The sequence below is a fragment of the Marivivens aquimaris genome, assembly GCF_015220045.1.
Lineage (GTDB): Bacteria > Pseudomonadota > Alphaproteobacteria > Rhodobacterales > Rhodobacteraceae > Marivivens > Marivivens aquimaris.
In genome coordinates this window covers 436,011-462,501 of sequence record NZ_JADBGB010000001.1, presented here as the reverse complement: position 1 = coordinate 462,501, position 26,491 = coordinate 436,011, and the positions used below count along the sequence as shown (strand labels likewise).

The following is a 26,491-nucleotide window of genomic DNA, read 5'->3' as shown; positions in this document are numbered from 1 at the left end:
CAAGAGGAGCCTTTGGTATGGGCATTCTGGATTTTCTGTCCGGTCAATTCATTGACGTCATCGAGTGGACCGACGACACCCGCGATACGATGGTCTACCGCTTCGAGCGCTACGGCCACGAAATCAAGTACGGTGCCAAGCTGACGGTCCGCGAAGGTCAGGCCGCGATTTTCGTGCACGAAGGGCAGCTTGCCGACATTTTCCAGCCGGGCCTTTACCAGCTGGAAACCAACAACATGCCGGTGATGACCTCGCTCCAGCACTGGGACCACGGGTTCAAGTCGCCGTTCAAAAGCGAGATCTACTTCGTCAACACCACCCGCTTCGGCGATCAGAAATGGGGTACCAAGAACCCCATCATGATGCGCGATCCGGAGTTCGGTCCCGTCCGCATCCGTGCCTTTGGCACCTACGCGATCAAGGTCGCCGATCCGGGCCTGTTCCTGCGCGAAATCGTCGGCACTGATGGCGAGTTCACCTCAGACGAGATCAGCTTCCAGATCCGCAACGTGATCGTTCAGGAATTCAGCCGCGCCATCGCGTCGAGCGAAATTCCCGTGCTCGACATGGCTGCGAACACCAAGGACGTCGGCGATCTGGTGGCGAATGCCATCGCGCCGACGATTGCGCAATACGGCCTGTCGATCCCCGAATTCTATATCGAGAACATCAGCCTCCCCGAGGATGTGGAAAAAGCGCTCGACGCCCGCACCTCGCGCGGCATCGCTGGCAACCTCGACGACCACATGAAGTGGCGCGCGGCCGAGGCGATGAACAACCCGAACTCTGCCGCTGGCAACGCGATGGGTCAGGGTATGGGCGCCGGCATGGGTATGGCGATGGGCATGAACATGGGGCCTTGGGGTCCGATGGGCGGTCAGCAACAGCCGCAAGCCGCCGCCCCCGCAGCACCGCCCCCGCCGCCGGTGGAAACCGTGTGGCACATCGCAGAAAACGGCGCGACCACCGGCCCGTTTAGCCGCGCCGACCTTGGCCGTATGGCTGGCGGTGGACAGTTGACCCGCGAAACGCTCGTGTGGTCGGCGGGCATGTCAGGCTGGACCAAGGCAGGCGAGATCGCAGAACTTGCGCAGCTGTTCACCGTAGCACCGCCTCCGCCGCCTCCGCCCCCCGCAGTCTGAGACGAAAAGAACATCCGCGCATAACGGAGCGATCAGATGGTCGAAGAACAACACCGCTTCCCTTGCCCGAGCTGCGGCGCAGACATGCGTTTCGATCCGGGCCAGAACCGTCTGATCTGTGACTTCTGCGGCCACACCGAGGTCGTCGAAAAGGGCATCGAGAAATACGCCGAGCCGATCCGCGAGCTCGATTTCGAAGCAGCGCTGAGTGAAAACCTCCTGCCGCACGAGATCGAGGAAGTGCGGATTAGCCCCTGCCCCAACTGCGGTGCGCAGATCGAAATCCACGAAAAGGATCACGCGACCACCTGCCCGTTCTGCGCAACGCCCGTCGTGACCGACACAGGCTTGCATCGTCAGATCAAGCCGCAAGGTCTGTTGCCGTTCCTGCTGGACGAGCCTCAGGCGCATGCAGCAATGAACAAGTGGATGGGGCGCCTCTGGTTCGCGCCGAGTGGCCTGACCGAATATGCCCGTAAAGGCCGCAAGATGAACGGCGTCTACGTGCCGTTCTGGACCTACGACGCCGACACGCGCACCAAATATTCGGGCCAGCGCGGCGACGATTACTATACCACCGAAACGCGCACGGTGAACGGTAAGACCGAAACCTACCAGCAACGCCACACCCGCTGGACCCACGCGTCAGGCCGCGTAAAGCGCTTCTTCGATGACGTTCTGATCCTCGCGTCGAATTCCCTCCCGCGAAAGCACACTGACGCGCTGGAGCCTTGGGAACTGAAATCGCTCAAACCTTACGATCCGAACTTCCTCGCCGGTTTCAACGCCGAGGGCTACCAGATCCAGCTGGATGAGGGCTTCGAGAACGCCAAGAAAGTGATGGAGCGCCAGATCCGCCGCGACATCGAACGTGACATCGGCGGCGACCATCAGCGCATCAGTTCGATGGATACCGTGCACAGCGACATCACGTTCAAGCACGTCCTGCTGCCGATCTGGCTTGCGGCCTATCGCTACAAGGGCAAGTCCTATCGGTTCGTCGTCAACGGGCAGACGGGCAAGGTCAAAGGCGAGCGGCCGTACTCGGCGATCAAGATCGCCTTTGCGGTCATCGTTGTTGCTCTGATCGTCGGCGGAATCGCCTACTACGCGGAATACATGCAGTAACGCTTGACTGGCAGGTCGTTTCACGGCACCCACGGCGAAACCGTTATCGCTACCAGAAAGAGGCCAAAATGATCCTGTGCTGTGGTGAAGCCCTTATCGACATGCTGCCCCGCACCTCGACCGAAGGCGAGGCATGTTATGCCCCCTACGCAGGCGGCGCCGTCTTCAACACCGCGATCGCGCTCGGCCGTCTCGGCGCGCAGGTCGGCTTCTTTTCGGGCATCGCCCAAGATATGATGGGCGAGGTTCTGACCGATACGCTGAAGGCGTCGAAGGTGGACATCTCGAACGTCGTTCTGGCTGACCGCCCGTCGACCGTCGCGTTCGTCAAACTGGTCAACGGCCAAGCGACCTACGCGTTCTACGACGAAGGCACCGCGGGCCGTCTGCTCGCCATCGAGGACCTCCCGAACGACGTCACCGCCGACGCGATGTTCTTTGGCGGCATCTCCCTGCCCGTCGAGCCGTGCGGCGCGACCTACGAGGCGCTCTGCCTGCGCGAAGCCCCCAAGCGCGTCATCATGATGGACCCGAACATCCGCCCCGGTTTCATCCGCGACGAAGCGGCCTACCGCGCCCGTATCGAGCGCATGACCGAAGTATGTGACATCATCAAACTGTCGGACGAAGACCTGAACTGGCTCGTCGGCGAAGGCGATCTGATCGAGAACGCCCGCAAGATCATCGCCAAGGGTCCGAAGCTCGTTTGCATCACCGAAGGCGCGAACGGCTCCTACGGAATCACCGCCGAGAACGTGGTCTTCGTGCCCGCCAACAAGGTCGAAGTCGTCGATACCGTCGGCGCTGGCGACACGTTCAACGCAGGCGTTCTGGCCTCGCTCCAGTCGGCTGGCAAGCTGTCGAAAGACGATATCGCGTCGCTCGACGAGGACACGATCAAGGCCGCATTGAGCCTCGGCAACCGCTCCGCCGCGATCACCGTCAGCCGCGCGGGCGCGAACCCGCCGTGGAGCAACGAGCTGTGAGAGCACTCGTCCAGCGCGTCTCCGAAGCATCCGTAAAGATCGACGGCGAAGTGGTCGGCGAGATCGGCCACGGCATGCTCGTTCTGGTCTGCGCCATGGAGGGCGACACGGATGAGCTGCCCGCCAAACTGGCTGCTAAGCTCTCGAAAATGCGGATTTTTCAGGATGACGCCGGCAAGATGAATAAGTCGCTCGTCGACGTGGGCGGCAGCGCCCTCATCGTCAGCCAGTTCACCCTGTCCGCAGATACCTCGCGCGGCAACCGCCCCGGATTTTCCGCCGCCGCCCGCCCCGCTGAGGGCGAGCGCCTCTACGAGATGTTCAAGGACGAGGTTGCCAAGCTCGACATCCCGACCGCTTGCGGTCGCTTCGGTGCCGACATGAAGGTGTCCCTGATCAACGATGGCCCCGTCACCATCTGGACCGAGGTCTGAGCCAACTCGCGCGCAGTGCGAAAATAATAATTGCATTGCGCGCCGCTCTTCGGCTAACCAAACGCCATGACGATCCTGATGAACAAAACCATGACCACCAAAATGACCACCGCTTCGGCGGGGGTGCGTTTCGCGTGGTCGGATGTCACGATCTAAGCGAAGCCAACCCCGCCGGAGCCGGACGGGGTTGAAAGCAAGATAATCACAGCGTTCCCCGTCCTCCTCCCGCCAGCCTGCCGGAGAGACCCATGAACGTACAGCAATCCATTCCGCCCTTGCCAGTGATCGCCGTTGTCGGCGCGACCGGCGCTGTGGGTATCGAAATTATCAACTGCCTCGAAAACCGCGACGTGCCAGTCGGTGAGCTGCGCCTGCTGGCTTCGGCCCGCTCTGCAGGTCAGCGCCTGCCCTTCCGTGGCAGCGAGGTTCTGGTTCAGGAATTGACCGAGCGTAGCTTTGACGCCTGCAACATCGTGTTCTTCTCCGCCGGTGCCACGGTATCGCGCAAGTACGCCCCGCTCGCCGTCGCGGCTGGCGCTGTCGTGGTCGACAATTCCTCCGCTTTTCGCATGGACCCGAACGTTCCGCTGATCGTGCCCGAAGCCAACGGCGGCACCATCGCACCTCATGCAGGCATCATCGCCAACCCCAACTGCGTTGCTGCGATCGCCACGACCGCTCTCGCACCGCTGCTGCGATGCTGGGCCATCACGCGTTTGAACATGGTCACCTACCAGAGCGCATCTGGTGCAGGTGCCGCTGCGATGGACGAACTGCGTCAGGCCACTGCCGCCGCTGTCAACGACGAGCCGTTCGAGCAGCAGATCATGCCGCACCCGATGGCCTTCAACCTCTTTAGCCATAACGCCGATATCGACCCCGAAACGGGCTATAATGGCGAGGAAACCAAGGTGATCGCCGAAACGCGCCGCATCCTCGACCTGCCCCGTCTGCCCGTCGGCATCACCTGCGTTCGCGTGCCTGTGCTCCGCGCTCACTCCATCGCGCTGTCGGTGCGTTTCGACGGTTTCGTGTCGCCGGAGTCCGTGCGTGACAAGCTGTCGAGCGCGCCGGGCGTGCGGGTTGTCGATGACATTGAAAACAACCACTTCCCGATGCCTTGTGAGGCAAGCGGTATCGAAGACGTCCTAGTGGGCCGCATCCGCACCGACCTGATCGACCCGACGGGCCAGACCATCGCGATGTTCATTTCGGGCGACCAACTGCTGAAGGGCGCGGCCCTTAACGCGGTCCAGATCGCTGAGAACCTGCTGGCCCAGCACGTCACTTCGCAGGCCGCTTAAAGCCCCCGCAGGCGGCGCACGAATAGCGCCGCCGCAAAGAACACGACTGAGACCACGACGATAGACGGACCGGCGGGCGTGTCGGCTTGGAACGACAAGCCGATCCCGCCAACCGCGCTGGCCGCTCCGAACCCGATGGAGGCGAACGCCATCGCTTCGGGCGTGCGGGACAGGTTGCGGGCGGTCGCTGCGGGAACGATCAAAAGCGCAGTGATGAGCAGCGCTCCGATCACCTTGATCGCCACCGCGACAACAGCGGCAAGAAGCAGCGTCAGGATGATCTGCTGGCGTTTCGGGTCGATGCCCGCAGCATAGGCCAGCTCGGGCGAAAGCGTTGCGGTCAGCATCCGCGACCACTGCCGCCAGATGACCAGCGCGACCAGTGCAGCGCCGATCCAGATCACCGCAAGGTCGGTTTTGCCGACGATCAGCACGTCCCCGAAAAGGTAGCTTTCAAGGTTGATGCGCGCGCTCGGCACCAGCGAAATCGCCACAAGGCCGGTCGCCAAAGCGCCGTGCGCCAGAACGCCGAGGATTGTGTCGACAGCGATCTGGCGGTTGGTCAGCGCAAAGATCGACAAAGCCATCAGCAGCGCCACTGCGCTCACGCCGATCAGGGTCGAGAATCCGAACGCCAGCGACAGCGCTACGCCAAGGATCGCCGCGTGGGCGGTTGCATCCCCGAAATACGCCATGCGGCGCCAGACGACGAAACAGCCCAGAAGGCTGGCCGCGACCGAGGCACCGACGCCCGCCAGAATGGCGCGGATGAGGAAATCGTCCAACATCAGTGATGGTGCCCTTCGTGATGGTCGTGATCATGCGCGCAGTCGTGCGAATGGTCGTGGTCGTGACGGTAAAGCGCCAGCGCGCCGCCCGTCCCCGTGCCGAACAACTGGCGATATGCGGGCGCGGCAGAAACGACCTCGGGCGTGCCTTCGCAGCAGACGTGACCGTTCAGACAAATGACCCGGTCGGAGGCGCTCATGACGACGTGCAGTTCGTGGCTGACCATCAAAATAGCGCAGCCCATCTGGTTCCGGACATCTTCAATCAGCCGGTAGAACGCGGCCTCGCCTGGTTGGTCGAGGCCCTGTGTTGCCTCGTCCAGCAGCAGGATATCGGGCGCACCCAGCAGAGCGCGCGCCAGAAGAACACGCTGCAACTGACCGCCCGAAAGGCCATCAAGCTGGCGCTTGATAAGCTCGGGCACGCCAGTGCGGTCCAATGCGGCCTCGGCCTCCACATCGCTCACACGGCGCGGCAGGTCGAGGAAACGGCGCACGGTCATCGGCAGTGTCGCATCGACATGAAGCTTTTGCGGCACATAGCCGATCCGCAGCCCGTGCTTGTGTTTGACCGAACCCGTCGCTGGTTTCACCGCGTTGATCAGCGCCCTGAGCAACGTCGATTTGCCGGACCCGTTGGGGCCGACGATGGTGACGATTTCGCCGCTGTCGATATCGAAATCTACGTTTTGCAGGACGGTTTGCGCACCGTGGCGCACCGTCAGACCGCGAGCGGAAATCAGGCTCATTCGGAGTCCTTGCAGTTCTGGCAGATGCCCTCGGCCTCGATCACGGTCTTTTCGATAGTGAAGCCCGTCTGCTGCGCAGGCGCGCCGAACGTCTCGGGCATGTCGGCCTCGGCCACCGTGTTGCACGAGCGGCAGATCATGAACGCGGGGCTGTGCGTGGCGGCGGGATGCGAACAGGCAACAAAGGCGTTCAGCTTTTCGATCCGGTGCGCAAAGCCCTGCTCCACCAGAAAAGACAGCGCGCGATAGGCCACAGGCGGTTTGGAGCCCAACCCTTCGGAGTCCAAACGCGCGAGCACATCGTAAGCCCCCATCGCCGTGTGCGCTTCGAGCAAAATCTCCAGCACACGCTTGCGAACGGGGGTGAATTGCACGCCGCGCTCACGGCATTGATCGGCGGCTGTGTCCAGCGCCGAGGTGATGCAATGGTGATGGTCGTGCGGAACGAAGCCGCTGATCTGTTCTGTCATTTGCACGCTTGTTATACTATAACACTGCCTTTATACGCACCGCTTGTCCGCAACACAAGAGGCCCATGATGATTCGTATGTCCGCCGTTTTCGCCCTGCTCGCCACCACTGCCAGCGCCGATCCGCTGACAATCGTGACCGATATCGCGCCCGTGCGTTCGCTGGTCGAAGCCGTTGCGGGCGACAATGCGGATGTCGGCGTTCTCCTCCCGCCCGGTGCTAGCCCGCACGACTATGCGATGCGCCCGTCCGAGGCGCGGATGCTGACCAATGCGGACATCGTGTTCTGGATCGGCGAAGGACTGACGCCGTTCCTCGAAGCGCCCATCGAGTCGCTGGCTGCCAACGCGACGAGTGTTGAATTCCTACACGCCGACGGTTGGGAACCGCTTCCAATGCGCGAATTCCATGATGAGGAAGAAGACGAACATCACGACCACGGCAGTCTCGATCCGCATGCATGGCTGTCGCCGAGCGCGCTAATTGCTTGGGCAGGCATTGTCGCCGAAACCCTGTCGGCGACCGACCCCGAAAACGCCGAGAGCTATCGCAAAAACGCTGACGCTTTCGTGGCCGAGGTCGATGCCATAAACATCGAAGCCATCGCCTTCCTCACGGACGTGCAGGATGGAAAATACGTCGTGTCCCACGATGGCTTCCAGTATTTCGAAACCGCTTTCGACATGCCATCGACCGACATGATCGCTCTCTCCGATGCGTCGAACCCTGGCGCGGCGCACCTTGCCGCCCTTCGGGACCGCGTTGCAGAGGAAGGCGTGACCTGCATTCTGACCGACACCCAGACGAACCTTGGATGGGCCGAACTCGTAGCCGAAGGTCAGGATGTGCGCTTTGCCGTGGTCGATCCCCTCGGTGCGGCGCTACCCGCTGACGAACATCAGGCAACTGCCATTATTCTGGACACGGCGAAGGCACTTTCGGCCTGTCTGAAAGGCTAGTCACGGGGCATTCGTATGACCTGCCCGCCGTATTCTTGATGGCGAACCGTATACCTCGTTACACTTCGAGCAATGCGGGCAGGAGCACATGATGCACCAAGAAAAACAGGCCGAACGACGTATCCAGATCGAGACGGCAGCTTACGGGTTGCTGGCGCTCAAGGGGTACAAGGCGACTTCGATGCTCGAGGTGGCGAAACGGGCCAAGGCGTCGAACGAAACGCTCTATAAATGGTACGGGAACAAGCAGGGCCTGTTCCTGTCGATGGTCGAGCGAAACGCCGAAACATCGCTCGAACAGTTGCAATCGGCGCTGACCGAGGATGCCTCGCTACGGGACATCCTGCTGGCTTTCGGACCTGAGCTTTTGAACACCCTCACCGGCCAACGCGCCGTGGTTCTGAACCGCGCTGCGGCCGGTGACGTGCATGATACGGGGATGCTGGGGCGCACGTTGGCAGACGCGGGCCGCGCGTCGATCATCCCCCTCCTCACCAAGATTTTCGGACGTTTTATCGAAGACGGCGCGCCCGAAGAAGCGGCCGAGATCTACTACGATCTTCTGATTGGCGACCTGCAAATCCGCCGCGTTATTGGCTCGGTTCCGTTGCTTAAGGACGAGGAAATCGACAGCCGTTCCCGCCGTGCTACCGATCTCACTCTGCGCCTGATCGGTCAGGCCTGAGCGCGCACCCACTCCGCCAGTTCACCAATTGACGGCAGGACAGCGTCCGCATGTGGCGCCAGTTCAGGCTCCTCTGCGATACCCGTCAGCACCGCAACGACCTTCATCCCAGCCTTGCGCCCTGCTTCGAGGTCATGCGTGCTGTCGCCGACCATCACGCAATGCTGCGGCGCGACGCCGACCTGATCGCAGAACGCGAGCAACTGACCGGCCTCCGGCTTGCCGCCGAAACCGCTGTCGTATCCGGCAATGAAGTCGAAATCGCCCGCAACTCCCGACCGACCCAAATGCGCGAGCGCAGAACTCTCGCCGTCGTTCGTGGCGACGCCGACCTTCAGCCCCATGCCTTTGAGTTCACTCAAGAAGTCTGACAAAGGCACAGACTCCACCTGCGGCGCGACCGCAGCCAGCGCATTCAGGCGATCCATAAAGTTGTCGCGCTTTTCTTCTGGAATGAGCGGCAACAGGACCTGAGATACCTCGTCCGACGTCGACGCGATCACGATGCTGTCCTTGCGGAACCGCTCGCTCTCCAGATCGAAACCAAGCACATCAGCAAGCGCCGCGCGGTGCGCCGCATCCTCGGCTTCCTGCTCCAGCAGGCTCTTCGTCCACGCGCCCCACGTCGCGTTGAAATCGTAGAGCGTTCCGTCTTTGTCGAAGATGATTCCCTGGATCGGCATAGGTCAGGTCCAGTGCATGTGTTGGCCGCCGGGCAGTGCGGCGCGGGCTTCCATTAAAGTCGTGTAGGGCACGTTCAGCGCGTCGCAACACTCCACGATCCACTTGTCGTCCATCGTGATAAACTCCAGCACCGAAAGTAGAAATTCGGGCTGACCCGCCTGATTTTTAACATCATCGACCGATACGCCGGTCGATCCCATAAATATCGGCATCAGCTCTTCGTTGCTCGCCAGCCAAGCTAGCGCCTGCAAGGCAATCGTTTCGCCCTGTTCACGTTTCATTCCCATTCTCCGTCTGCGGGAAACTGTTTCTTAACTCTTTTGCCCGAGAGTGCTTCAAACGCACCTTAGGAGACCTTTATGTCAGGTCGGATTCTTATTCTCGACAGCGTGGCGACGAACCGCATCGTTCTCAAGGTCAAACTCTGCTGTGCCCATTACAGCGTTTATCCCTGCGCGTCGATCAACGAGGCGCGGCGCGTCATGTCCGAGGTGCCGATTGACCTCGTGCTGGCCGATGTGAGCGACTGCAACGGACTAAAGGCGCTCTGTAATTCGCGGATCGGCCGCGATGGTAACGTGAAGGTGCCGATCATCGGCATCGGCAACATCTCCTCGCCCGAATTGCGACTAAAGGCGCTGGAACTTGGCGTCGACGAGGTGCTCCCCCGCCCGCTCTCCGACATGCTGCTTCATGCCCGCATCCGCAGTCTGCTTCGGGCGAGTGAAGCCGATGCCGAGCTCCGTCTACGCAATGAAACCAGCCAAGCGTTCGGCTTTGCCGAGGTGTCCGAACCGCTGATCCTGCCCAACAAGGTCGCGGTCGTCGGCGTGGCGTCGCCAACCACCATCGGACTTTCCCGCGCGATGTCGCAAGCACTGGGAACTCAGGTCAAATTGCTGTCGCCCGAGCAGGTCCATCAGGCGGGCTCAGATGCCGAACGGCCCGATCTTTTCATTGTCGACAGCCGTCATACGGACGGGATGAGCAACGACGGACAGCTTTTCCAACTGATAGCCGACCTCCGCAGCCGTCCCGAAAGCCGTCACGCCGCGCAGCTCGTTATCCTGCCGCACGATGCCAGCAACCTTGCCGCGATGGTGCTCGATCTAGGTGCCGATGATGTCGCGATGCGGGATTCGCTGATGGCTGAACTTGCGATCCGGACCAGAGCGCTCCTGAAGCGCGTCGCACGGATGAAGAAGCTGCGTGATACGGTGCGCACCGGGCTTGAGGCGGCTGTCACCGACGAACTCACCGGGCTCTACAATCGCCGCTATGCGCAGCCCTACCTGACCGCTCTGACGGAACGAGCGAACCAGAAGGATCAGGATTTTGCGCTAATGATGCTGGATATCGATCACTTTAAAACGGTGAACGACACCTTCGGGCATGTGGGCGGGGATGAGGTCCTGCGCACCGTGGCCGACTGTATTCGCAGCAACGTCCGTGCATTCGACCTCGTGGCGCGGATCGGGGGCGAGGAGTTTCTCGTCGCCATGCCCGAAACTTCGATCCACAACGCACAGCGCACCGCAGAGCGTGTTCGGAACCATATCGAGGACACGCCGATCATGCTTCCTTGCGGACGTGAAGCGCGGGTCACGATGTCGATCGGGGTGGCGATGGGAACGACAGCGGATAAGGACTTTACCACCGTCATGTCGCGCGCCGATGACGCGCTCTATCGTTCCAAATCAATGGGCCGCAACAAGGTCACCCTCGTCACGGCCGCCTGAGTTTAGTGATCGTCGCGCCCTGGTCCACCTCGCCCCCAGTCACGGCGATTAAGGCGCTCGACGAAGGCTTTGCGCTCGTCCGACGACATCTGGTCAAGCCGGTCGAGCATCGCCTGCTGCCCCGCCTGCATGACCTCGAACTGACGATCACGCTGCTCGGTAAAAAGCGTCTCCAACACCGAACGATCAAAAGGTTCGGCAATAATGGCAGCGGTGAAGGCATCACGCATAGCGGTCAACTCTTCGCGGCGCGGCGGACGCAGGTCTTCACGGCCGCGCAGGTCATCGCGCAGCGCGCGGCGGTCGTCTTCGTCCAGCGCGGCACCGACAGCGCCAAGGCTGAAATCGTAGCCGCCACCGAACGAACGCGGGGGCTTGCCCTTGGCGATACCGCCGACAACCAGACCGATAATCATCAGGTTCAGCGCGAGCGATGCGATCAGCAGGATACGCAGGCCCAGACGCATACGGGATTTAGGTTTCTCGGTCATTTTCAGCCATCGACTCCCAAGACATCGTCACTCGCAAAGAGCGAGACAGACACGCTATCGCCAAAAAACGCGCTCGTCACATTATCAAGCGAGGACGGAGAAACAACACCGACCCAGACCCCCGCCGCCGTTGCGGCAGCAAGCCCGCTTGCCCCGATCCAGCCGCCGACGGCGTCCCAGATCGACGCGAAAAGACCTCCGCGCACTGCAGGCTCTTCCGCAGGCGGGGCCTCGGCGGCCACCAAGTCGATATCGTCGAAGAGCCGCGCCATAAAATCCGGCGACGGTTCGAGGTCGGCCTTTCGCGCGCTCGCAAAAAGGGCGTCCAGTTCGAAATCATCCAAGTGGTCGTGTTTGTCAGTCATTGCCAAACCCCAGTTCCGCCTTACGGCCCGCCAGTATCTTGGCGAGCGTCCGTTTTCCTCGCGCCGTGAGGCTTTCTACAGCCTCGACGCTAATTTCCATGATCTCGGCAATCTCAGGATTACCGAGACCTTCCAGATGCCTGAGCGACACAGCTTGCGCCTGCCTGTCCGGCATTTCGGCCAGCGCGTCAGAGAGCGCCTGCAGCCGAGCGTTGTCTTGCATCCGGTCCGAAACCGACGGCGTATCGTCAGCCGGCTCCGCAATCTCGTCTATGCCCACCGAGCGTTTGCGTTTGCGCAGACGGTCGATGCAAAGGTTGCCGACAACGCGGTAGAGCCACGTCGACACCTGCGCTTCGCCCTGTCGCCACTCGGGTGCGATCCGCCAAAGTCGCAGCATCGCTTCCTGAACGACGTCTTCGGCCTCGGCCCTGTCGTGTAGCAAACGGAACGCCTGACCTATCGCGCGCGGCGCGAGCCGTGTCGCCAGCAAACGGGCAGCGGTCTGATCGCCGTTTGCGAAGGCGACCAGAAGTGCCTCATCGGGCGCACCGGCAAAGTGGTCAAAGGCCATATCCATCGTCCGTCAGAGCTAAACGTCTTCACGCTCCGGCGCAATCGGCGGCGCAAGCACCGCCGATTGACTATTGGTGTTACTCAGTGGTTTCGGTGTCGGTGTCGACATCGGCCTGACCGCGGAGGCCATGACCTTCACCGCGCTCGCCGTGATCACCGCGCGGGCCGTGGCCCTTGCCGCGATCGCCACCGTGACCGCCCATGCGCTCGGTAGCCGCTGCAAACTCTTCTTCGGTCAGAACGCCGTCGCCATCAGCGTCCACACGCTCGAACATGGCGGCGGGACCGCGTCCATCTGCGGGCTGCATTTCTTCAGCCGACAGGACACCGTCGCCGTCAGTATCCATCCGCTCCAGCATCATTGCGGCGCGGTTGGTCGCCATTTCGGCCATCTGCGCCGAAATCATGGCTTCGAGTTCAGCCTGCGACAGGACACCGTCTCCATCGGTGTCCGCTTCGGCGAACTTGGTGGCGGGGATCGACTCCAGCTCTTCGAGCGTCACCGATCCGTCGCCGTTCACATCGAGCGTCGCAAAGTCCATTGGCGCGTGACCACGCATACCGTTCGGGCCGGCAGCGAAGGCAGCAGTGCCAAGCAGAGCGGCAACGACGGATGCGATTACGATCTTGTTCTTCATTTTGTTCCCTTTCGAGGTTGTCTGAACCCCGGGCCTCAACTCCCAAGGTGCCCTTAGAACGGGGGTCCCTACGACTTCCGTCGCATTGACCTGAATTTTTTTTCACACACCCGCAAATCAGCGGAGGTTTGCGACATCCGGACGCGGCGACGGTCTGCCCCCTTTATTTTGCAGCCAAGAAATAGCATTTGGGTTGAATCGCAGGAGAACCGGATGACACTCGCCGCCATGACCGATCTGGAAGAACGCCCCATGAAGCCCGCGCTTCTGCGCGGACTGCGCCGCCGTTGCCCCAACTGCGGTGAAGGACATATGTTTACCGGCTACCTCAAAGTGACCGACCGCTGCCCGTCCTGTCAGGAAGAGCTGTCGCACCACCGCGCGGATGACGGCCCTGCCTATCTGACCATCCTGATCGTGGGTCACCTGATGGCCCCGACGATCCTGTGGGTTTTCGAGAAATTCCGCCCTGAACCGCTGGTGCTGGCCACGATTTTCACGGTTGGATGCGTTGCGCTTTCACTCTACCTTTTGCCAAGGATGAAGGGCCTGATCGTTGCGATCCAATGGGCCAAGCGCATGCACGGTTTCGGAGCCAGCGCCTCATCCTGAACGGGAGGGGCAATGACCATCGACAAGACCGCAATTCGCGACGCCGCAACGATTATCATCGTGCGCGACCGTTATACCCGACCCTCGGTGCTTATGGGGCAGCGGGGCGAAGGCGCGGTATTCATGCCCAAGAAATTTGTTTTCCCGGGCGGTGCGGTCGATCCCAACGACAGCACGGTGTCATTTTCCGCCCCCCTGACTCCGGTTTGTGAAAAGCGCCTGATGGAGGCGAGCAGCGCCAGCCCGCACACGCTCGCCGCCGCCGCGATCCGCGAGCTTTGGGAAGAAACCGGTCACATCATAGGGCAGCGCGGCGATTGGCCGGACGCACCGCAAGGGTGGCGCGGCTTTGCCAAGGCGGGCTATCTGCCCGACGCTTCTGCCCTCACCTATTTCTTCCGCGCCGTGACGCCCCAAGGCCGCCCCCGCCGCTTCGATGCGCGGTTCTTTGTGGCGGATGCCGAACGGCTTGCCACCGACCCCGACGATTTTTCGCGGGCGGAGGACGAGCTGGGACATTTGCAGTGGGTGCCGCTGGAGAACGCGCGTCAGTTCGACCTGCCATTCATCACCGAGGTGGTGCTAGCGGAGCTCGAGCGGACCATCGGCAATGACGGCCCGCCCGAGGATATTCCGTTCTTCAAGAATGATGACGAGGCGCACGCTGTGGCGCGCCTCGGTCGAGAGCTTGATTAGTACGGCAGCGGCCACGCTTTGTGGGCGGCTTCGATGTCGTCGATGACATCCTGCGACAGCACCAGATCTTTACCTGCGAGGATGACTTCGAGTTGACCGACATTGGTCGCGCCGAAGATCGCCGAAATCGGGAACGGACGGGTTGCCTGCCACGCCAGCGACATCTGCACCGGATCGAGGCCGTGTTTTGCCGCGATATCGAGATACGCCTGCGTCGCATCGAACACGCGGTCGGTCTTGCGGCCGCCGAGATCACCGTTGATGTACATGCGCGAGCCTTCCGGCAGCGCGCCGTTCTGGTACTTGCCCGTCAGCAGACCGCAGCCCAGCGGTGAATAGGACAGCAGCGTGACGTCTTCGTGGACTGAAACCTCGGCCATGTCGGTGTCGAACATGCGGTAGAGCAGCGAGTATTCGTTCTGGATCGACACCATACGCGGGCCGCCAGTTTCCTCGGCCGCGTCGAGCCACTTCATCGTGCCCCACGCACTTTCGTTCGACAGACCCATGTGGCGGATCTTGCCTTCGGCAACCAGTTCCTTGGCCGCTTCCATGACGCCGATCATGTTCGCCCACTCGGCTTCCTTGTCCTGCTTGGACGGATCGAAGGTCCAGTTCTGGCGGAATGCGTAGCTGCCACGGTTCGGCCAGTGCAGCTGGTAGAGGTCGATGTAATCGGTCTCCAGACGGCGCAGCGAATTCTCGACTGCTTCGCGCATGTTGGCCTTGCTGAAACCACCCGGACGCAGTATCGCGCTGTCGCCGGAGATTTTGGTGGCGAGCACGACCTCTTCGCGGCGACCGGTCTTGCTGAACCAACGGCCCAGCGTTTCTTCGGACATGCCGGCTGTTTCTTTCTTCACCGGATTGACCGGATACATCTCGGCCACGTCGAGGAAGTTGATACCGGCGTCGAGGCTCATGTCGATCTGGCGGTGCGCATCATCGTCGAGCGTGTGGGTGCCATAGGTCATCGTACCGAGGCAGAGGTCCGAAACCATGACATCGGTGTTCCCAAGCGGGATCATTTTCATTGGGAAATTCCTTGCAGCTAAACTTTGCGCGCAGCCTAACCCCGCAGGCACGAGGCGCAAGTGCCCGAATGTGTTCCAGTCCTGTGCGAACATGCGCTGTGTGCAAGGGACATGATCCAGATCATGGTCCGAAACGGGGTTAGCACCTAGGTAAATCCTGTCACTCCCAAGACAGGAATTTTCAGAATGACTTATGATTTCAAAGGAAAAACTGCGATCGTCACCGGCGGTGGCTCGGGTATCGGTGCAGCGATCGTCAAAAAGCTCGCAGCCGATGGTGCGAAGGTCATCGTGGCCGACATCAGCATGGAAAATGCCGAAGAGATCGCCGCTGAAGTCGGCGAAAACGCCAAAGCGGCGAAAGTCGACACCGGCGATGCCGCCTCGGTTGAGGCGATGGTCAAAGCAGCCGAGGACTTCGGCGGCGGCCTGCATCTGCTGGTCAACAACGCAGGCATCGGCGGCGCAAACGCCCCCGTCGGCGAATATCCGGTCGATAGCTGGAAAAAGGTCATCGACGTGAACCTGCACGGCGTTTTCTACGGAATGCGCTACGCGATCCCCGCGATGCAAAAAGCAGGCGGCGGGTCCATCGTGAACATGGCCTCGATCCTCGGCTCTGTCGGTATCGCTGGCTCCAGCGCTTATGTCGCCACGAAGCACGCCCTGCTCGGCCTGACCAAATCCTCGGCGCTCGAATACGGCGACAAAGGCATCCGCATCAACGCGGTCGGACCAGGCTTTATCAAGACTCCGTTGCTCGATGCGAACCTCGATCAGGACACCATGGACTATCTGGCAAACCAGCACGCGATGAAGCGCCTGGGCACGCCCGAGGAGGTCGCCAATCTGACCTGCTTCCTGCTGTCGGACGATGCCAGCTTCATCACTGGCAGTTACCACCTCGTCGATGGCGGCTACACAGCCCAGTAACGAAAGCGGGGCGCCACTGGCGCCCCGTTTTCATTCAGAAATTGTAGACCGACCCGATCCGCACGTTGGTCACGTTGGTCGAATAGTCGGGCATCATATCCCGCATGACTTCGAGCCGCAGGTCGATCATCGGAGTGATCTCGATATCGCCACCCAGGCTGAAGTTGTAGCCGTCGGTCGTGCCGCCAGCATCCAGATCGTAGCTGGTGTAACCAATGCTGCCCAAAAGCGCATAGCGACCCATATCATTGCGAACGATGCCGCGCAGGCGCATCGGCGTATACTCCGCGTCGCCCGACAGGCCCAGATCGGCCTCAGCGCCGTAGCTCACTTGACCGTCACCAAAACGCACACCGCCCAACAGGTCGACGGGCGATGCGTCCTCACCCGAGTGCGGAAGGACAAGGTCGTAAACCGCGCCTGCATAAAAATCCTGTGCCTGCGCAACGGTCCCCACCAGCGCAACGGCAACTGCAAAAACGAACGTCTTCATTTCGAAGATCCTCTTTAGTCTGCTCCACCTTTTGCATACCCCACTCAAACGAACGGCGAAAGCCGCTCTGTGCTGGCATCCGCGTTCTGTCGAGTCTAAAAGGCTTCTAACCCCGAACAGGACGATATTATGGCACGGCACCTCATTACTTCGGCTATCCCCTACATCAACGGGATCAAGCACCTCGGCAACCTCGTCGGCTCGCAGCTTCCGGCGGACCTTTTTGCCCGCTACCAGCGTGGTCGCGGCAACGAAGTCCTGTTCCTCTGCGCTACGGACGAACACGGCACCCCGGCCGAACTGGCGGCTACCAAAGCGGGCAAGCCCGTCGCCGAATATTGCGCCGAAATGCACGAAGTTCAGGCCAAGATCGCCGAAGGCTTCCGCCTGTCGTTCGACCACTTCGGCCGCTCGTCGTCGGATCAGAACAAGGCGCTGACCCAGCACTTCGCCGGCGTGCTGGCCGAAAAGGACCTGATCCGCGAAGTGTCCGAAACGCAGATGTACAGCCACGCCGATGGCCGCTACCTGCCCGACCGCTATATCGAAGGCACCTGCCCCAACTGCGGTTTTGACTCGGCGCGCGGCGACCAGTGCGACAACTGCACCAAGCAGCTTGACCCCGTCGACCTGATCAACCCGCACTCGACCATCTCCGGCTCGACCGATCTGGAAATGCGCGAAACAAAGCACCTCTACCTGCGCCAGTCGCAGATGAAGGACCAGCTGGACGCTTGGATCGACAGCAAGACCGACTGGCCCGTGCTGACGACCTCCATCGCCAAGAAATGGCTCCACGACGGCGACGGCCTTCAGGACCGCGGCATTACCCGCGACCTCGACTGGGGCGTGCCGGTGAAGAAGGGCGGCGAAGACTGGCCGGGGATGGAAGGCAAAGTCTTCTACGTGTGGTTCGATGCTCCTATCGAATACATTGCCTGTAGCCAGGAATGGGTCGATGCAGGCAAAGGCGAGGACTGGGAACGCTGGTGGCGCACCGACAAAGGCGCCGATGACGTGACCTACACCCAGTTCATGGGCAAGGATAACGTGCCGTTCCACACCCTGTCCTTCCCCTGCACCATCCTCGGTTCGGGCGAGCCGTGGAAGCTGGTCGACTACATCAAATCGTTCAACTACCTGAACTACGATGGCGGCCAGTTCTCGACCTCGCGCGGCCGCGGCGTGTTCATGGACCAAGCGCTCGAAATCCTGCCCGCAGACTACTGGCGGTGGTGGCTGATGAGCCACGCGCCGGAAAGCTCGGACAGCGAGTTTACGTGGGAAAACTTCCAGCAGTCGGTGAACAAGGACCTCGCAGACGTCCTCGGCAATTTCGTCAGCCGCATCACCAAGTTCTGCCGCTCCAAGTTCGGTGAAGAAGTCCCTGCGGGCGGTGCTTACGGCGAACGCGAAGAAGCCGCGATCAAGGAAATCAGCGACCGCTTGAAAGCCTATGAGGGCTTCATGGACGCGATTGAGGTACGCAAAGCCGCCAACGAGCTGCGCGCGATCTGGGTAATCGGCAACGAATACCTGCAAGAAGCGGCCCCGTGGTCGACCTTCAAGGAAGACCCCGAAGCTGCTGCCGCCCAGGTCCGCTTCGGCCTGAACCTGATCCGCGTCTACGCAATCCTGTCGGCACCGTTTATCCCCGATGCTTCGGACGCGATGCTGGAGGCGATGAAGTCGGATGACAAAGCGTGGCCAAGCGACATCGCGGCAGCCCTCAGCGCACTCGGCGCAGGGCATAGCTTCGCGGTGCCAGAAAACCTCTTCCGCAAGATCACGGATGAGGAACGCGAAGACTGGCAACAACGCTTCGCAGGCACCCGCGACTGATACGAAAACGAAAGCCCGCCATTCGGCGGGCTTATTTCTTAAGGTCCGCTTTGCGGACGTCACCTCCGGCGGAGGTATTTGCGTCAAAATGAAGCGCAGCGCTGCTCTGCCTTTGTGCCCGAAATATCCCGGGGTGAATGGCCGCAGGCCAGAGGGGCAGAGCCCCTCCCTGCCCTTATGTCCAATCCCACGGGTTGGTATGAGACCCGAGACACTGCTGGACCGCTGCTTCATCGACTTCGCCGGTTTTGACCAGCTTGGCCACCAGACCGCGTTTTTTGTCTTCAATCACTTCGGTCACTTTAGCATTCAGACCGGCTGACGCCAGCGCTTCGTTATACACACGCGTGATCGCAAGCTTGCGGAGCGCGGGCTTGAAGGTCTTGCCGACCGCCGTTTTCGGCAGTTCATCGAGGATCTCGATATATTTAGGATGCGCCGCACGTTCGTGGATATGCGACTTGGCGTAAGCAATGAGCTCTTCCGGCGTCACGCTCGCGCCCGACACCAGTTCGACGTAAGCGCAGGGCAGCTCGCCCGCATAGCTGTCCGGCTGGCCGATGGCGCCGACGAAAGCAACGGCTTCGTGGCCTGCAAGGGCTTCTTCGATTTCTGCCGGATCGATGTTGTGACCCGAGCGGATGATAAGGTCCTTCGCGCGGCCCGTGATCCAGAGGTACCCGTCCTCGTCAAAACGGCCGAGGTCACCGGTGCGTAGATATTGATGCTCGCCGAGCCAACCGGGGTAGTAGAGGTCTTTGTTCTTCGCACCCTCGGTATAGGTGTCACCCATCGACACACCGGGGTTCGAGACGCAGATCTCGCCGATGGTGTCCACGGGGCATTCTTCGTGGCTGTGCATGTCGAAAATTTTGACGTCGGTATAAGGGAACGGGAAACCGATCGAGCCGATCTTCTTCTCGCCGTCCGGTGGGTTGATCGACACAAGGCAGGTCGCTTCGGTGAGGCCATAACCTTCGCAAATGGTGATCTTCGCGGCCTCTTCGAAGCGTTTATAGAGCTCCACGGGCAGCGGCGAGGAGCCGCAGAACGCCAGTTTCAGCGAGGAGATATCGGCGTTCACCGGACGCTGCATCAGCGCGGAGATCGCAGTCGGAACAGCGATCATAAAGGTCACTCGGTAGCGCTCGACCAGCTTCCAGAAGTTGTCGAAAACACCATCGCCGCGGTAGCCGGCGGGCGTTGGGAACACGACGTGCGCGCCAGACCCCAGCGATGCGCCGAGCGATACGACAGCTGCAAAGACGTGGAACAGCGGCAACGGACAGATCTGCACGTCGTCTTCTTTGAACAGAAGGCGCGCGCCGAGCCATGCGTTGTAGACGATGCCCGAATAGCGGTGCTGCGCGATCTTCGGCAGGCCGGTGGTGCCGCCGGTGTGGAACAGCGCTGCGACGCGGTCGACACCGCCGTCTTTGAACGTCAGTTCTTTGGGCTGCGCTTTGATCGCCTTCTGGAAATCGTGGACCTTTGCGTTGTGCTTGGCTGCCACCTTCGGGCGGATGAACGGCACGATCAGCTTCTTGACGCCCGTGAGGTAGCGCACGAGGTCGACCTCGATCACATGCTCGACGTTCGGCGCCTTCGCGATAGCCTCGGCTGCTTTCTGGGCGATATCGGTTTTCGGGAACGCCTTGAGCGTCACCAGTACCTTCGCGCCCGTTTCGCGCAGGATGCCCGCAATGTGGTCAGGCTCCAGCAGCGGGTTGATCGGGCTGACGACGCCCGCGATCTGGCCGCCGATGTAGGTCAGCACGGTCTCTGTCGCGTTCGGGAGCAGATAGGCGACCTTGTCATTCTCGCCCACGCCGAGCGAGCGCAGAAGGTTCGCAGTCTGGATGGTCTGCTCGCGCAGTTCGGTCCAGGACAGCGTCTCCGCCTTCGCATCCGGATCGGAAAACAGCTGGAAGGTAATCGCGGGGCGCGAGCCGAACTGGCCAGCGGTGCGGGTGATCAGCTCGTACGTCGTTTTCGGCTGATTTCTTTCGTTCCAAAGCTTTTCAGCCGTGATCGCATCGCGGTCCGCGATTGTGGCATAGGTCATGCCGTCTCCCTCCCTTTTACGCCTGTGGGGCGCATCTCTTGATCCGAGGATGGGTCAGAATGGTTTATGGACGCAAGTATGACGCTGCGAAATTTCGCCTATTCCGCCGCGACGCCTTCGGTGAATTGCAGTCGCGCGAGGCGTGCATAGAGCCCGCCCTCGGCCACGAGGCTATCATGCGTTCCCTGCGCGACGATGCGGCCTTCGTCAAAGACGACGATGCGATCGGCCTTTTTGACGGTCGCGAGGCGGTGGGCAACGATCAGGGTCGTGCGCGATTTGGCGAGGTCATCGACCGCGCCTTGCACGAGGCGTTCGCTTTCCGCGTCGAGCGCGCTGGTCGCCTCATCAAGCAGCAGGATCGGCGCGTCGCGCAGGATGGCGCGAGCGATGGCGATGCGCTGTTTCTGGCCGCCGGAGAGCATCACACCACGTTCGCCCACATAGGTTTCGAACCCTTCGGGAAGCGCGGAGAGGAAGTCGTATGCGGCGGCGGCTTTGGCGGCCTCGTCGACCTCTGCGTCGGTGGCGTCAGGACGGCCGAAGCGGATATTTTCGCGGGCAGTATCGGCAAAGATTACGGGATCCTGCGGGACCAGCGCAATGTTCTGGCGGAACGCACTGCGGTCCATCTCGCGCAGGTCAACGCCGCCGACTTTGATCGCGCCCGAAGCTGGATCGTAAAAGCGCAGCAGCAGCTGGATGATCGTGGACTTACCAGCACCGGACGGGCCGACCAGCGCGACCGTCTCGCCCGGTTTCACATCAAGGCTGATGTGGTCGAGAGCCGAACGGTTCGGACGCGTCGGATAGAAGAACGTCACATCCTCGAAGGCAATCGCGCCTTTGTTCATGTCGGGAACGGCTACGGGATTGGCGGGGTCCTTCACGGTGTCGTCGGCATTCAGCAACTCGACAAGGCGCTCGGTGGCACCTGCGGCACGTTGCAATTCGCTCCAGATTTCGGTGAGAGCACCGACCGCGCCAGCGACCATGACGGCGTAAATGACGAACTGGACCAGCTCGCCAATCGACATCTCGCCAGCACCCACGTCACGCGCACCGATCCACAGGACGCCGACAACGCCCGAAAAGATCAGGAAAATCACGATCATCGTCATCATCGCGCGGGTCGCGATGCGGCGCTTGGCCGACACAAAGCTCTGCTCGGTCACTTGGCTGAACTTGAGCGCGGTGCGGACCTCCTGCGTGAATGCCTGCACGGTTTGGACGGACAGCAGCGCCTCGGAGGCGGAGCCCGAAGAGTTCGCAATCCAGTCCTGGTTCTCACGGCCCAGCTTGCGCAGGCGGCGACCCAGAACGACGATTGGTACGATCACGGCAGGCACGATCAGCAGAACAAGGCCCGTCAGCTTGGCCGAGGTCAGGAACAGTAGGATCAGACCGCCGAAAAAGATGAACACGTTGCGCAGGGCCACAGACACGGACGAGCCAATGACCGACAGGATCAGCGTCGTGTCGGTGGTGATGCGGCTCAGCACCTCGCCCGTCATGATGCGCTCGTAGAACGCGGGACTCATGTGGATCATACGGTCAAAGACCGCCTTGCGGATGTCGGCCACCACGCGCTCGCCCAGCCTCGTGACAAGGTAATAGCGCACCGCCGTCCCCACGGCGAGGAACGCCACGATGACCAGCGCCGCAGCGAAATACTGGTCGAGGATGGGGGAGGCGCCAGCTTGGAAATTGTCGACGACCTGACGCACGGCCAAAGGCATCACGAGCGACACCATTGCTGTCACCGTCAGCGCAACGAAAGCCGCTGCCAGCATCCGGCTGTAGGGACGAATGAACGGCCACAGACCGCCCAGCGCGGAGATTCGTTTGGACCCTTCGCGATCCTGCTCGTTGGCGACCGGTGCTTTAGCCATGATCCCTCGTCCCTCAGTTACAAGCTCAGATAACGCTCGCGCACCAGCGGTACAAGCATATGACGGTCAGGAAATGTGGGGGAGTCTGGAGCGGGTGACGGGAATCGAACCCGTATCATTAGCTTGGAAGGCTAAGGTCTTACCATTACACAACACCCGCGCTACGCCTCATATAGTCCGATGCCGTGGGGGACTTCAAGCGGTTACAGATGCCTTTTTGCAGCCCAACTTCGGTCATCATCGCCCGTTAAGCACGAACCTGATGCCGCAATGCACGGCTTGTACTTTGATTGGGGAAAACTGCATATGAAACGCGCCTTGATTGCTGCGCTGTTCGTGATGAGCGGACAGGTTGCACACGCCGAATTCAACGAAGTTCTGATTACCGACCTCGGTTTCTTTCCGATGATCTCCTACATCAACGTGGGTGATACAGTCACGTTCAACAATCAGGCGACCACTGTCCGCACGGTTTCGTCGCTCGAAGCGGCGAACGAAGACATCCTCGAATGGACCTCGGGAGAGCTGGAACACGGCGAGTCGTTCTCGATCATTGTCACGCCCCTGACGGTGATGGAGTTCCACACAGCCGTGGACATGGCCGACATCGGTTCGTTCAGCTTTGATGAACCGCCGTTCGAAGACGACTTCGAAGCGGACGATATTTCCGAAGGCGACGAGATCATCGTCGAATAATCACTCGTCGACCACCAACGGCTCGATCAACTCCGGCCCGCTCGCGCGGTTGGAGTTGACGGCCGTACCGACGCGGCGCAACTGCAGAACGCCCTGCTCTGCCGGTTTCATGAGCGGCGCTGCGCCGTGACCTTCCTCGCCCAGCCAAAGCGCCCAGTTTTCGGGCTCCAGCACCACTGGCAAACGGTCGTGCACTGGCGCCATATCGGCGTTCGCATCGCAAGTGACGACAGCGCAGGTCGACATCAGATCGTCCCCCTGCCCCCAGTCCTGCCAGATGCCCGCAAATACCATCGGCTGGCCATCTGTGCGCGTGACCCAATAGGGCAACGGCGTCTGGTCGGCTTCGCGCTTCCATTCATAGAATCCGTCGCAGGCAATCAGGCAGCGGCGATTGCGGCAGGCATCTCGGAAGGCAGGCTTCTCGGCGATAGTCTCCGACCGCGCGTTGATCAGGAGCGGGCCACCGTTCGGCTTTTTGTACCAATGCGGAATGAAGCCCCAACGCATCGGGCGCAGGCGGCGGGTATCGTCCTGAGACGTCACGACCGCCAGCGTATTCGTCGGGCAAACGTTGTAGTTGGCCGTATCGGCGGGAAGGTCATTCGAGGGTGCCGCATCGAACATCTGCACCATGGCATCGTGCGGCAGCGTGATCGCCATACGGCCGCACATTAGCGGCCGCGGGCCAAGCCGATCTTAGCCTCCATCATCGACATCTCTTTCATGATCCGAACCCGCTCGATACGGTCACTCGTCTCAGCCAGTTCTTCACGCAGCTTCGCCAACTCGCGACTGAGGCTCACGTATTCGGGGATCGCGCCATTTTCCTTGATTACGCGGTTCAGCAGCGCATTTTCGGGGTCATCACATTCGGGCAGCGGCTTACCCGCGCCCGGAAGGTTGTCGAATTCACCTGCAGCTTCCGCAGCCGCAATTTTGGCAGAGATGAGGTCGATAAGCGGGTGATCCATCAGTCCAGCAAAGCCTTGTAGCGCGCTTGCGCCTCGGCGGACCAAAGCTCGCGCGGTTTGTAGTACGCCTCGAATATAGGGGCTCCGCCTTCGATATTCACCCATGGAAGTTTGGTCGTGGTGTAGATGTGAACGTCCGGCGCGACTTTCGCCGCGTCATCCAGCGTTCCGACACGGACAAAGGCCATCTTCGGATTGGAATAGTGCGACCAGAGCGCGACCTTGCACGTCGGGCAGCGGTGCACGATCTGCCCGCCCCCGCTCGCCGAGGGCAAAGTATGCACCTCGGTTTCGCCGCTGACCTCGACATTTGCATTCTCGATCAAAGCGTTCAGCGCAAAGGCTGTACCCGTCTCCCGCTGGCACCACGTGCAATGGCAGCAATGAACGAACATCGGCGCGGCTTTGAGCTCGAACGACACCTCACCGCAAGTACAGCGACCCTTCATGGTTTTCCTCCCGAAACGAAAAAGGCCCCCGCACTATGGCGGGGGCCCGATGACTTTACCAGTCAGGCGATATTATTCGCCCACAATGGTGATGCGACCGTCGGTGTACGGAGTGAACGGAGTGTTCGCTGCGAGGTACTCTGCCAGTACGTCAGCAACGTCCGGACCGTAGTCGTAGACGTTCTCTGCTTCGACGAACATCGAGAAGCCGTCGCCGCCGTTACGCACGTAGTTGTTCGAAACAACGCCGTAGGTGGCTTCGGTGTCGATGGCTTCGCCGCCGACCATGACGTCCGAAACGCGCTCACCAGCGGGCTTCGACGGGTCGATGGTGAAGGTCATGCCAGCAACCTGCGGGAAGCGGCCAGCGCCTTCTTCGTACTGCGATGCACCGTTTTCGAGAGCTTCAACGATGGTTGCGCCCGAAACTTGGAAGGTCGACAGGGTGTTCTGGAACGGAAGAACGGTCAGAACTTCGCCCATGGTGACTTCGCCAGCGTCGATCGACGAGCGGATACCGCCGCCGTTCTGGATCGCGATCTGGATGCCCTGATCGGCAACGCGGTCAAGCATGGCGTCTGCAATCAGCGAACCCATCGCACATTCACGCGCACGGCAGTCTTCGCGAACGCCAATGATTTCTTCGGCGGTCTCGGCAACGACCTTGTTGCGGATTTCGTTGAGCGGCTCAGCTAGCTCGCCAATACGTGCAACGGTGGCTTCGTCTTCTTCGATCGCAGCATCGATCAGCAGCGGCTGACCCGAAGCTTCGATGATCTTGCCTTCGTCGTCGAAGGTGACGGTCAGCTCACCAAGGAACTTGCCGTAGGCGTAGGCCGAAACGATGGCGGTGTCGCCAACCATAGTCGGGTACTGGCCTTCGGCGCCTTCCATGTCACCCAGCAGGGTGTTGGTGTGGCCGCCGACGATCACGTCAACGCCGGTGGTGTTGGCAGCAACGGTCTGGTCAACGCCGTAGCCCGAGTGCGACAGCACGATGATCTTGTTCACACCTTCGGCGGTCAGCTTGTCGACTTCGCCCTGAACGGCTTCAGACGGGTCGGAGAACGTGATGTTCTTGCCCGGGCTTGCCAGTTCGTCGGTGTCCTGCGGGGTCAGACCGATCAGACCGATCTTCTCGCCGTCCTTTTCGATGATGGTCGACTTCATCAGGGTGTCGGCGAGCAGCGGCTCTGCCGAAACGTCAGCGTTCGACATCAGGATCGGGAAGTCGAGTGCGTCCATGAAACCGCGCAGAACTTCGGGGCCGTCGTCGAATTCGTGGTTGCCCACAGTCATCGCGTCGTAGCCGAGCTTATTCATGAATTCGGCAGCCATCGCACCTTTATAGTAGGTGTAGAAAAGCGTGCCCTGGAACTGGTCACCGCCATCGACGAGGATGCTGTTCGGGAACTCTTCACGCGCAGCTTCGATCGCAGTTACGAGACGTGCGGTACCGCCAAAGCATTCGCCCTCGGCGTTCGCATCGGGCGAACAGGTCGAATCGTACTTCGAGATCGGCTCAAAACGAGCGTGGAAATCGTTGGTGTGCAGAATGGTCAGCGAATAATCAGCCATCGCCGCCCCTGCGCTCAGAGCCAGAACACAGCTCGACGCGAGAATACGTGCAATCATGGAAACCTCCTGTTGGAATGACGGACAGCTTT

30 protein-coding genes and 1 tRNA gene are annotated in these 26,491 nt (G+C 60.9%); 13 read left to right on the top strand and 18 right to left on the bottom strand.

All coding sequences use genetic code 11. The features are described from left to right. Window positions 1-17: 17 nt before the first annotated feature. The 5 genes from IF204_RS02300 to IF204_RS02280 all read left to right on the top strand — a co-directional run bounded on the left by IF204_RS02300 (window position 18) and on the right by IF204_RS02280 (window position 4,994). The gene (locus tag IF204_RS02300) at window positions 18-1,142 is read left to right on the top strand and encodes an SPFH domain-containing protein (RefSeq protein ID WP_194094343.1); all 1,125 of its coding nucleotides are present in this window, start codon (window positions 18-20) and stop codon (window positions 1,140-1,142) included. A gap of 36 nt (window positions 1,143-1,178) precedes the next feature. Further along, the gene (locus tag IF204_RS02295; RefSeq protein WP_194094341.1) at window positions 1,179-2,270 is read left to right on the top strand and encodes a zinc ribbon domain-containing protein; all 1,092 of its coding nucleotides are present in this window, start codon (window positions 1,179-1,181) and stop codon (window positions 2,268-2,270) included. Window positions 2,271-2,338: 68 nt separating this feature from the next. Beyond that, window positions 2,339-3,256, top strand: a complete 918-nt coding sequence (locus IF204_RS02290; protein ID WP_194094340.1) for a carbohydrate kinase family protein — start codon at window positions 2,339-2,341, stop codon at window positions 3,254-3,256. After that, window positions 3,253-3,690: a D-aminoacyl-tRNA deacylase gene (gene dtd, locus IF204_RS02285; RefSeq protein WP_194094339.1), complete on the top strand. Its 438-nt coding sequence runs from the start codon at window positions 3,253-3,255 to the stop codon at window positions 3,688-3,690. The genes IF204_RS02290 and dtd overlap by 4 nt, the downstream gene beginning before the upstream one ends. A gap of 248 nt (window positions 3,691-3,938) precedes the next feature. After that, the gene (locus IF204_RS02280) at window positions 3,939-4,994 is read left to right on the top strand and encodes an aspartate-semialdehyde dehydrogenase (protein WP_194094338.1); all 1,056 of its coding nucleotides are present in this window, start codon (window positions 3,939-3,941) and stop codon (window positions 4,992-4,994) included. On the opposite strand, the gene IF204_RS02275 is transcribed toward IF204_RS02280, so the two are convergent. Genes IF204_RS02275 through IF204_RS02265 form a run of 3 tightly spaced genes read right to left on the bottom strand, consistent with a single transcriptional unit; the run spans window position 4,991 to window position 7,001 of the window. Then, window positions 4,991-5,782: a metal ABC transporter permease gene (locus IF204_RS02275; protein WP_167637770.1), complete on the bottom strand. Its 792-nt coding sequence runs from the start codon at window positions 5,780-5,782 to the stop codon at window positions 4,991-4,993. The two genes, IF204_RS02280 and IF204_RS02275, sit on opposite strands and share 4 nt — an antisense overlap. Further along, window positions 5,782-6,531: a metal ABC transporter ATP-binding protein gene (locus IF204_RS02270; protein ID WP_194094337.1), complete on the bottom strand. Its 750-nt coding sequence runs from the start codon at window positions 6,529-6,531 to the stop codon at window positions 5,782-5,784. Before IF204_RS02270 ends, IF204_RS02275 begins: the two co-directional genes overlap by 1 nt. Then, window positions 6,528-7,001, bottom strand: coding sequence for a Fur family transcriptional regulator (locus tag IF204_RS02265; protein ID WP_194094336.1), 474 nt, complete (start codon window positions 6,999-7,001; stop codon window positions 6,528-6,530). The genes IF204_RS02270 and IF204_RS02265 overlap by 4 nt, the downstream gene beginning before the upstream one ends. A 68-nt stretch (window positions 7,002-7,069) precedes the next feature. On the opposite strand from IF204_RS02265, the gene IF204_RS02260 reads away from it, so the two are divergent. Together IF204_RS02260 and IF204_RS02255 are read left to right on the top strand one after the other, a co-directional pair. After that, window positions 7,070-7,960 carry a zinc ABC transporter substrate-binding protein gene (locus tag IF204_RS02260; protein WP_194094335.1) on the top strand — a complete coding sequence of 297 codons (891 nt, stop codon included), beginning with the start codon at window positions 7,070-7,072 and terminating at the stop codon, window positions 7,958-7,960. 91 nt (window positions 7,961-8,051) lie between these two features. Then, entirely contained in the window at window positions 8,052-8,645 is a 594-nt protein-coding gene (locus IF204_RS02255) for a TetR/AcrR family transcriptional regulator (protein WP_194094334.1), read from the top strand. On the opposite strand, the gene IF204_RS02250 is transcribed toward IF204_RS02255, so the two are convergent. Together IF204_RS02250 and IF204_RS02245 are read right to left on the bottom strand one after the other, a co-directional pair. Continuing rightward, on the bottom strand, window positions 8,636-9,328 hold the full coding sequence (locus IF204_RS02250; protein ID WP_194094332.1) for an HAD family hydrolase: 693 nt from the start codon (window positions 9,326-9,328) through the stop codon (window positions 8,636-8,638). The two genes, IF204_RS02255 and IF204_RS02250, sit on opposite strands and share 10 nt — an antisense overlap. A 3-nt stretch (window positions 9,329-9,331) precedes the next feature. Continuing rightward, entirely contained in the window at window positions 9,332-9,610 is a 279-nt protein-coding gene (locus IF204_RS02245; protein WP_407658880.1) for a DUF3572 domain-containing protein, read from the bottom strand. 78 nt (window positions 9,611-9,688) lie between these two features. Between IF204_RS02245 and IF204_RS02240 the strand changes: the two genes are divergently transcribed. Further along, window positions 9,689-11,068, top strand: a complete 1,380-nt coding sequence (locus tag IF204_RS02240; protein ID WP_194094328.1) for a diguanylate cyclase — start codon at window positions 9,689-9,691, stop codon at window positions 11,066-11,068. 2 nt (window positions 11,069-11,070) lie between these two features. Here the strand turns inward: IF204_RS02240 and IF204_RS02235 are convergent, their stop codons facing one another. The 4 genes from IF204_RS02235 to IF204_RS02220 all read right to left on the bottom strand — a co-directional run bounded on the left by IF204_RS02235 (window position 11,071) and on the right by IF204_RS02220 (window position 13,138). Continuing rightward, window positions 11,071-11,559, bottom strand: coding sequence for a periplasmic heavy metal sensor (locus IF204_RS02235; RefSeq protein WP_194094326.1), 489 nt, complete (start codon window positions 11,557-11,559; stop codon window positions 11,071-11,073). A 2-nt stretch (window positions 11,560-11,561) separates the two neighbouring features. Continuing rightward, window positions 11,562-11,924 (bottom strand): hypothetical protein, encoded by a 363-nt coding sequence (locus IF204_RS02230; protein WP_194094324.1) that lies wholly within the window; start codon window positions 11,922-11,924, stop codon window positions 11,562-11,564. Then, a complete protein-coding gene (locus IF204_RS02225; protein ID WP_194094322.1) occupies window positions 11,917-12,504 on the bottom strand; it encodes an RNA polymerase sigma factor in 588 nt (195 codons plus the stop codon). The genes IF204_RS02230 and IF204_RS02225 overlap by 8 nt, the downstream gene beginning before the upstream one ends. A gap of 73 nt (window positions 12,505-12,577) precedes the next feature. Further along, window positions 12,578-13,138 (bottom strand): EF-hand domain-containing protein, encoded by a 561-nt coding sequence (locus tag IF204_RS02220; protein WP_194094321.1) that lies wholly within the window; start codon window positions 13,136-13,138, stop codon window positions 12,578-12,580. 213 nt (window positions 13,139-13,351) lie between these two features. On the opposite strand from IF204_RS02220, the gene IF204_RS02215 reads away from it, so the two are divergent. Continuing rightward, window positions 13,352-13,750: a DUF983 domain-containing protein gene (locus IF204_RS02215; protein ID WP_194094319.1), complete on the top strand. Its 399-nt coding sequence runs from the start codon at window positions 13,352-13,354 to the stop codon at window positions 13,748-13,750. A 12-nt stretch (window positions 13,751-13,762) separates the two neighbouring features. Next, window positions 13,763-14,446 carry an NUDIX hydrolase gene (locus tag IF204_RS02210; protein ID WP_194094317.1) on the top strand — a complete coding sequence of 228 codons (684 nt, stop codon included), beginning with the start codon at window positions 13,763-13,765 and terminating at the stop codon, window positions 14,444-14,446. Here the strand turns inward: IF204_RS02210 and IF204_RS02205 are convergent. Next, complete coding sequence (locus IF204_RS02205) at window positions 14,443-15,480, bottom strand: aldo/keto reductase (protein ID WP_194094315.1); 1,038 nt, start codon at window positions 15,478-15,480, stop codon at window positions 14,443-14,445. The genes IF204_RS02210 and IF204_RS02205 overlap by 4 nt on opposite strands. Window positions 15,481-15,666: 186 nt before the next feature. Between IF204_RS02205 and IF204_RS02200 the strand changes: the two genes are divergently transcribed. Further along, complete coding sequence (locus IF204_RS02200; RefSeq protein ID WP_194094313.1) at window positions 15,667-16,413, top strand: SDR family NAD(P)-dependent oxidoreductase; 747 nt, start codon at window positions 15,667-15,669, stop codon at window positions 16,411-16,413. 34 nt (window positions 16,414-16,447) lie between these two features. Here the strand turns inward: IF204_RS02200 and IF204_RS02195 are convergent, their stop codons facing one another. Further along, window positions 16,448-16,906 (bottom strand): hypothetical protein, encoded by a 459-nt coding sequence (locus tag IF204_RS02195; RefSeq protein ID WP_194094311.1) that lies wholly within the window; start codon window positions 16,904-16,906, stop codon window positions 16,448-16,450. Between the two features lie 129 nt (window positions 16,907-17,035). On the opposite strand from IF204_RS02195, the gene metG reads away from it, so the two are divergent. Beyond that, a complete protein-coding gene (gene metG, locus IF204_RS02190) occupies window positions 17,036-18,748 on the top strand; it encodes a methionine--tRNA ligase (RefSeq protein WP_194094309.1) in 1,713 nt (570 codons plus the stop codon). 175 nt (window positions 18,749-18,923) lie between these two features. Here metG and IF204_RS02185 read toward each other — a convergent pair whose 3' ends face one another. The 3 genes from IF204_RS02185 to IF204_RS02175 form a co-directional block, all read right to left on the bottom strand. Then, window positions 18,924-20,813, bottom strand: coding sequence for an acyl-CoA synthetase (locus IF204_RS02185; RefSeq protein WP_194094307.1), 1,890 nt, complete (start codon window positions 20,811-20,813; stop codon window positions 18,924-18,926). 98 nt (window positions 20,814-20,911) lie between these two features. After that, window positions 20,912-22,705 (bottom strand): ABC transporter transmembrane domain-containing protein, encoded by a 1,794-nt coding sequence (locus IF204_RS02180; RefSeq protein WP_194094305.1) that lies wholly within the window; start codon window positions 22,703-22,705, stop codon window positions 20,912-20,914. 86 nt (window positions 22,706-22,791) lie between these two features. Further along, window positions 22,792-22,865 (bottom strand) — tRNA-Gly (locus IF204_RS02175). 146 nt (window positions 22,866-23,011) lie between these two features. On the opposite strand from IF204_RS02175, the gene IF204_RS02170 reads away from it, so the two are divergent. Next, on the top strand, window positions 23,012-23,401 hold the full coding sequence (locus tag IF204_RS02170; protein ID WP_194094303.1) for a cupredoxin domain-containing protein: 390 nt from the start codon (window positions 23,012-23,014) through the stop codon (window positions 23,399-23,401). Here the strand turns inward: IF204_RS02170 and IF204_RS02165 are convergent, their stop codons facing one another. The 4 genes from IF204_RS02165 to IF204_RS02150 form a co-directional block, all read right to left on the bottom strand. After that, on the bottom strand, window positions 23,402-24,076 hold the full coding sequence (locus IF204_RS02165) for an SOS response-associated peptidase (RefSeq protein ID WP_194094301.1): 675 nt from the start codon (window positions 24,074-24,076) through the stop codon (window positions 23,402-23,404). Then, window positions 24,076-24,375, bottom strand: a complete 300-nt coding sequence (locus IF204_RS02160) for a DnaJ family domain-containing protein (protein ID WP_194094299.1) — start codon at window positions 24,373-24,375, stop codon at window positions 24,076-24,078. Before IF204_RS02160 ends, IF204_RS02165 begins: the two co-directional genes overlap by 1 nt. Continuing rightward, on the bottom strand, window positions 24,375-24,824 hold the full coding sequence (locus tag IF204_RS02155; RefSeq protein ID WP_194094297.1) for a GFA family protein: 450 nt from the start codon (window positions 24,822-24,824) through the stop codon (window positions 24,375-24,377). The genes IF204_RS02160 and IF204_RS02155 overlap by 1 nt, the downstream gene beginning before the upstream one ends. 72 nt (window positions 24,825-24,896) lie before the next feature. Next, window positions 24,897-26,459 (bottom strand): bifunctional metallophosphatase/5'-nucleotidase, encoded by a 1,563-nt coding sequence (locus IF204_RS02150; protein ID WP_194094295.1) that lies wholly within the window; start codon window positions 26,457-26,459, stop codon window positions 24,897-24,899. Window positions 26,460-26,491: the final 32 nt, after the last annotated feature.

What these genes read in the sequence shown, in the direction of transcription:
- IF204_RS02300 (WP_194094343.1), top strand. Translation starts at nt 18, where the DNA reads ATGGGCATTCTGGATTTTCTGTCCGGTCAATTCATTGACGTCATCGAG.
- IF204_RS02295 (WP_194094341.1), top strand. Translation starts at nt 1,179, where the DNA reads ATGGTCGAAGAACAACACCGCTTCCCTTGCCCGAGCTGCGGCGCAGAC.
- IF204_RS02290 (WP_194094340.1), top strand. Translation starts at nt 2,339, where the DNA reads ATGATCCTGTGCTGTGGTGAAGCCCTTATCGACATGCTGCCCCGCACC.
- IF204_RS02280 (WP_194094338.1), top strand. Translation starts at nt 3,939, where the DNA reads ATGAACGTACAGCAATCCATTCCGCCCTTGCCAGTGATCGCCGTTGTC.
- IF204_RS02275 (WP_167637770.1), bottom strand. Translation starts at nt 5,782, where the DNA reads ATGTTGGACGATTTCCTCATCCGCGCCATTCTGGCGGGCGTCGGTGCC.
- IF204_RS02270 (WP_194094337.1), bottom strand. Translation starts at nt 6,531, where the DNA reads ATGAGCCTGATTTCCGCTCGCGGTCTGACGGTGCGCCACGGTGCGCAA.
- IF204_RS02265 (WP_194094336.1), bottom strand. Translation starts at nt 7,001, where the DNA reads ATGACAGAACAGATCAGCGGCTTCGTTCCGCACGACCATCACCATTGC.
- IF204_RS02260 (WP_194094335.1), top strand. Translation starts at nt 7,070, where the DNA reads ATGATTCGTATGTCCGCCGTTTTCGCCCTGCTCGCCACCACTGCCAGC.
- IF204_RS02255 (WP_194094334.1), top strand. Translation starts at nt 8,052, where the DNA reads ATGCACCAAGAAAAACAGGCCGAACGACGTATCCAGATCGAGACGGCA.
- IF204_RS02250 (WP_194094332.1), bottom strand. Translation starts at nt 9,328, where the DNA reads ATGCCGATCCAGGGAATCATCTTCGACAAAGACGGAACGCTCTACGAT.
- IF204_RS02245 (WP_407658880.1), bottom strand. Translation starts at nt 9,610, where the DNA reads ATGAAACGTGAACAGGGCGAAACGATTGCCTTGCAGGCGCTAGCTTGG.
- IF204_RS02240 (WP_194094328.1), top strand. Translation starts at nt 9,689, where the DNA reads ATGTCAGGTCGGATTCTTATTCTCGACAGCGTGGCGACGAACCGCATC.
- IF204_RS02235 (WP_194094326.1), bottom strand. Translation starts at nt 11,559, where the DNA reads ATGACCGAGAAACCTAAATCCCGTATGCGTCTGGGCCTGCGTATCCTG.
- IF204_RS02230 (WP_194094324.1), bottom strand. Translation starts at nt 11,924, where the DNA reads ATGACTGACAAACACGACCACTTGGATGATTTCGAACTGGACGCCCTT.
- IF204_RS02225 (WP_194094322.1), bottom strand. Translation starts at nt 12,504, where the DNA reads ATGGATATGGCCTTTGACCACTTTGCCGGTGCGCCCGATGAGGCACTT.
- IF204_RS02220 (WP_194094321.1), bottom strand. Translation starts at nt 13,138, where the DNA reads ATGAAGAACAAGATCGTAATCGCATCCGTCGTTGCCGCTCTGCTTGGC.
- IF204_RS02215 (WP_194094319.1), top strand. Translation starts at nt 13,352, where the DNA reads ATGACACTCGCCGCCATGACCGATCTGGAAGAACGCCCCATGAAGCCC.
- IF204_RS02210 (WP_194094317.1), top strand. Translation starts at nt 13,763, where the DNA reads ATGACCATCGACAAGACCGCAATTCGCGACGCCGCAACGATTATCATC.
- IF204_RS02205 (WP_194094315.1), bottom strand. Translation starts at nt 15,480, where the DNA reads ATGAAAATGATCCCGCTTGGGAACACCGATGTCATGGTTTCGGACCTC.
- IF204_RS02200 (WP_194094313.1), top strand. Translation starts at nt 15,667, where the DNA reads ATGACTTATGATTTCAAAGGAAAAACTGCGATCGTCACCGGCGGTGGC.
- IF204_RS02195 (WP_194094311.1), bottom strand. Translation starts at nt 16,906, where the DNA reads ATGAAGACGTTCGTTTTTGCAGTTGCCGTTGCGCTGGTGGGGACCGTT.
- metG (WP_194094309.1), top strand. Translation starts at nt 17,036, where the DNA reads ATGGCACGGCACCTCATTACTTCGGCTATCCCCTACATCAACGGGATC.
- IF204_RS02185 (WP_194094307.1), bottom strand. Translation starts at nt 20,813, where the DNA reads ATGACCTATGCCACAATCGCGGACCGCGATGCGATCACGGCTGAAAAG.
- IF204_RS02180 (WP_194094305.1), bottom strand. Translation starts at nt 22,705, where the DNA reads ATGGCTAAAGCACCGGTCGCCAACGAGCAGGATCGCGAAGGGTCCAAA.
- IF204_RS02170 (WP_194094303.1), top strand. Translation starts at nt 23,012, where the DNA reads ATGAAACGCGCCTTGATTGCTGCGCTGTTCGTGATGAGCGGACAGGTT.
- IF204_RS02165 (WP_194094301.1), bottom strand. Translation starts at nt 24,076, where the DNA reads ATGTGCGGCCGTATGGCGATCACGCTGCCGCACGATGCCATGGTGCAG.
- IF204_RS02160 (WP_194094299.1), bottom strand. Translation starts at nt 24,375, where the DNA reads ATGGATCACCCGCTTATCGACCTCATCTCTGCCAAAATTGCGGCTGCG.
- IF204_RS02155 (WP_194094297.1), bottom strand. Translation starts at nt 24,824, where the DNA reads ATGAAGGGTCGCTGTACTTGCGGTGAGGTGTCGTTCGAGCTCAAAGCC.
- IF204_RS02150 (WP_194094295.1), bottom strand. Translation starts at nt 26,459, where the DNA reads ATGATTGCACGTATTCTCGCGTCGAGCTGTGTTCTGGCTCTGAGCGCA.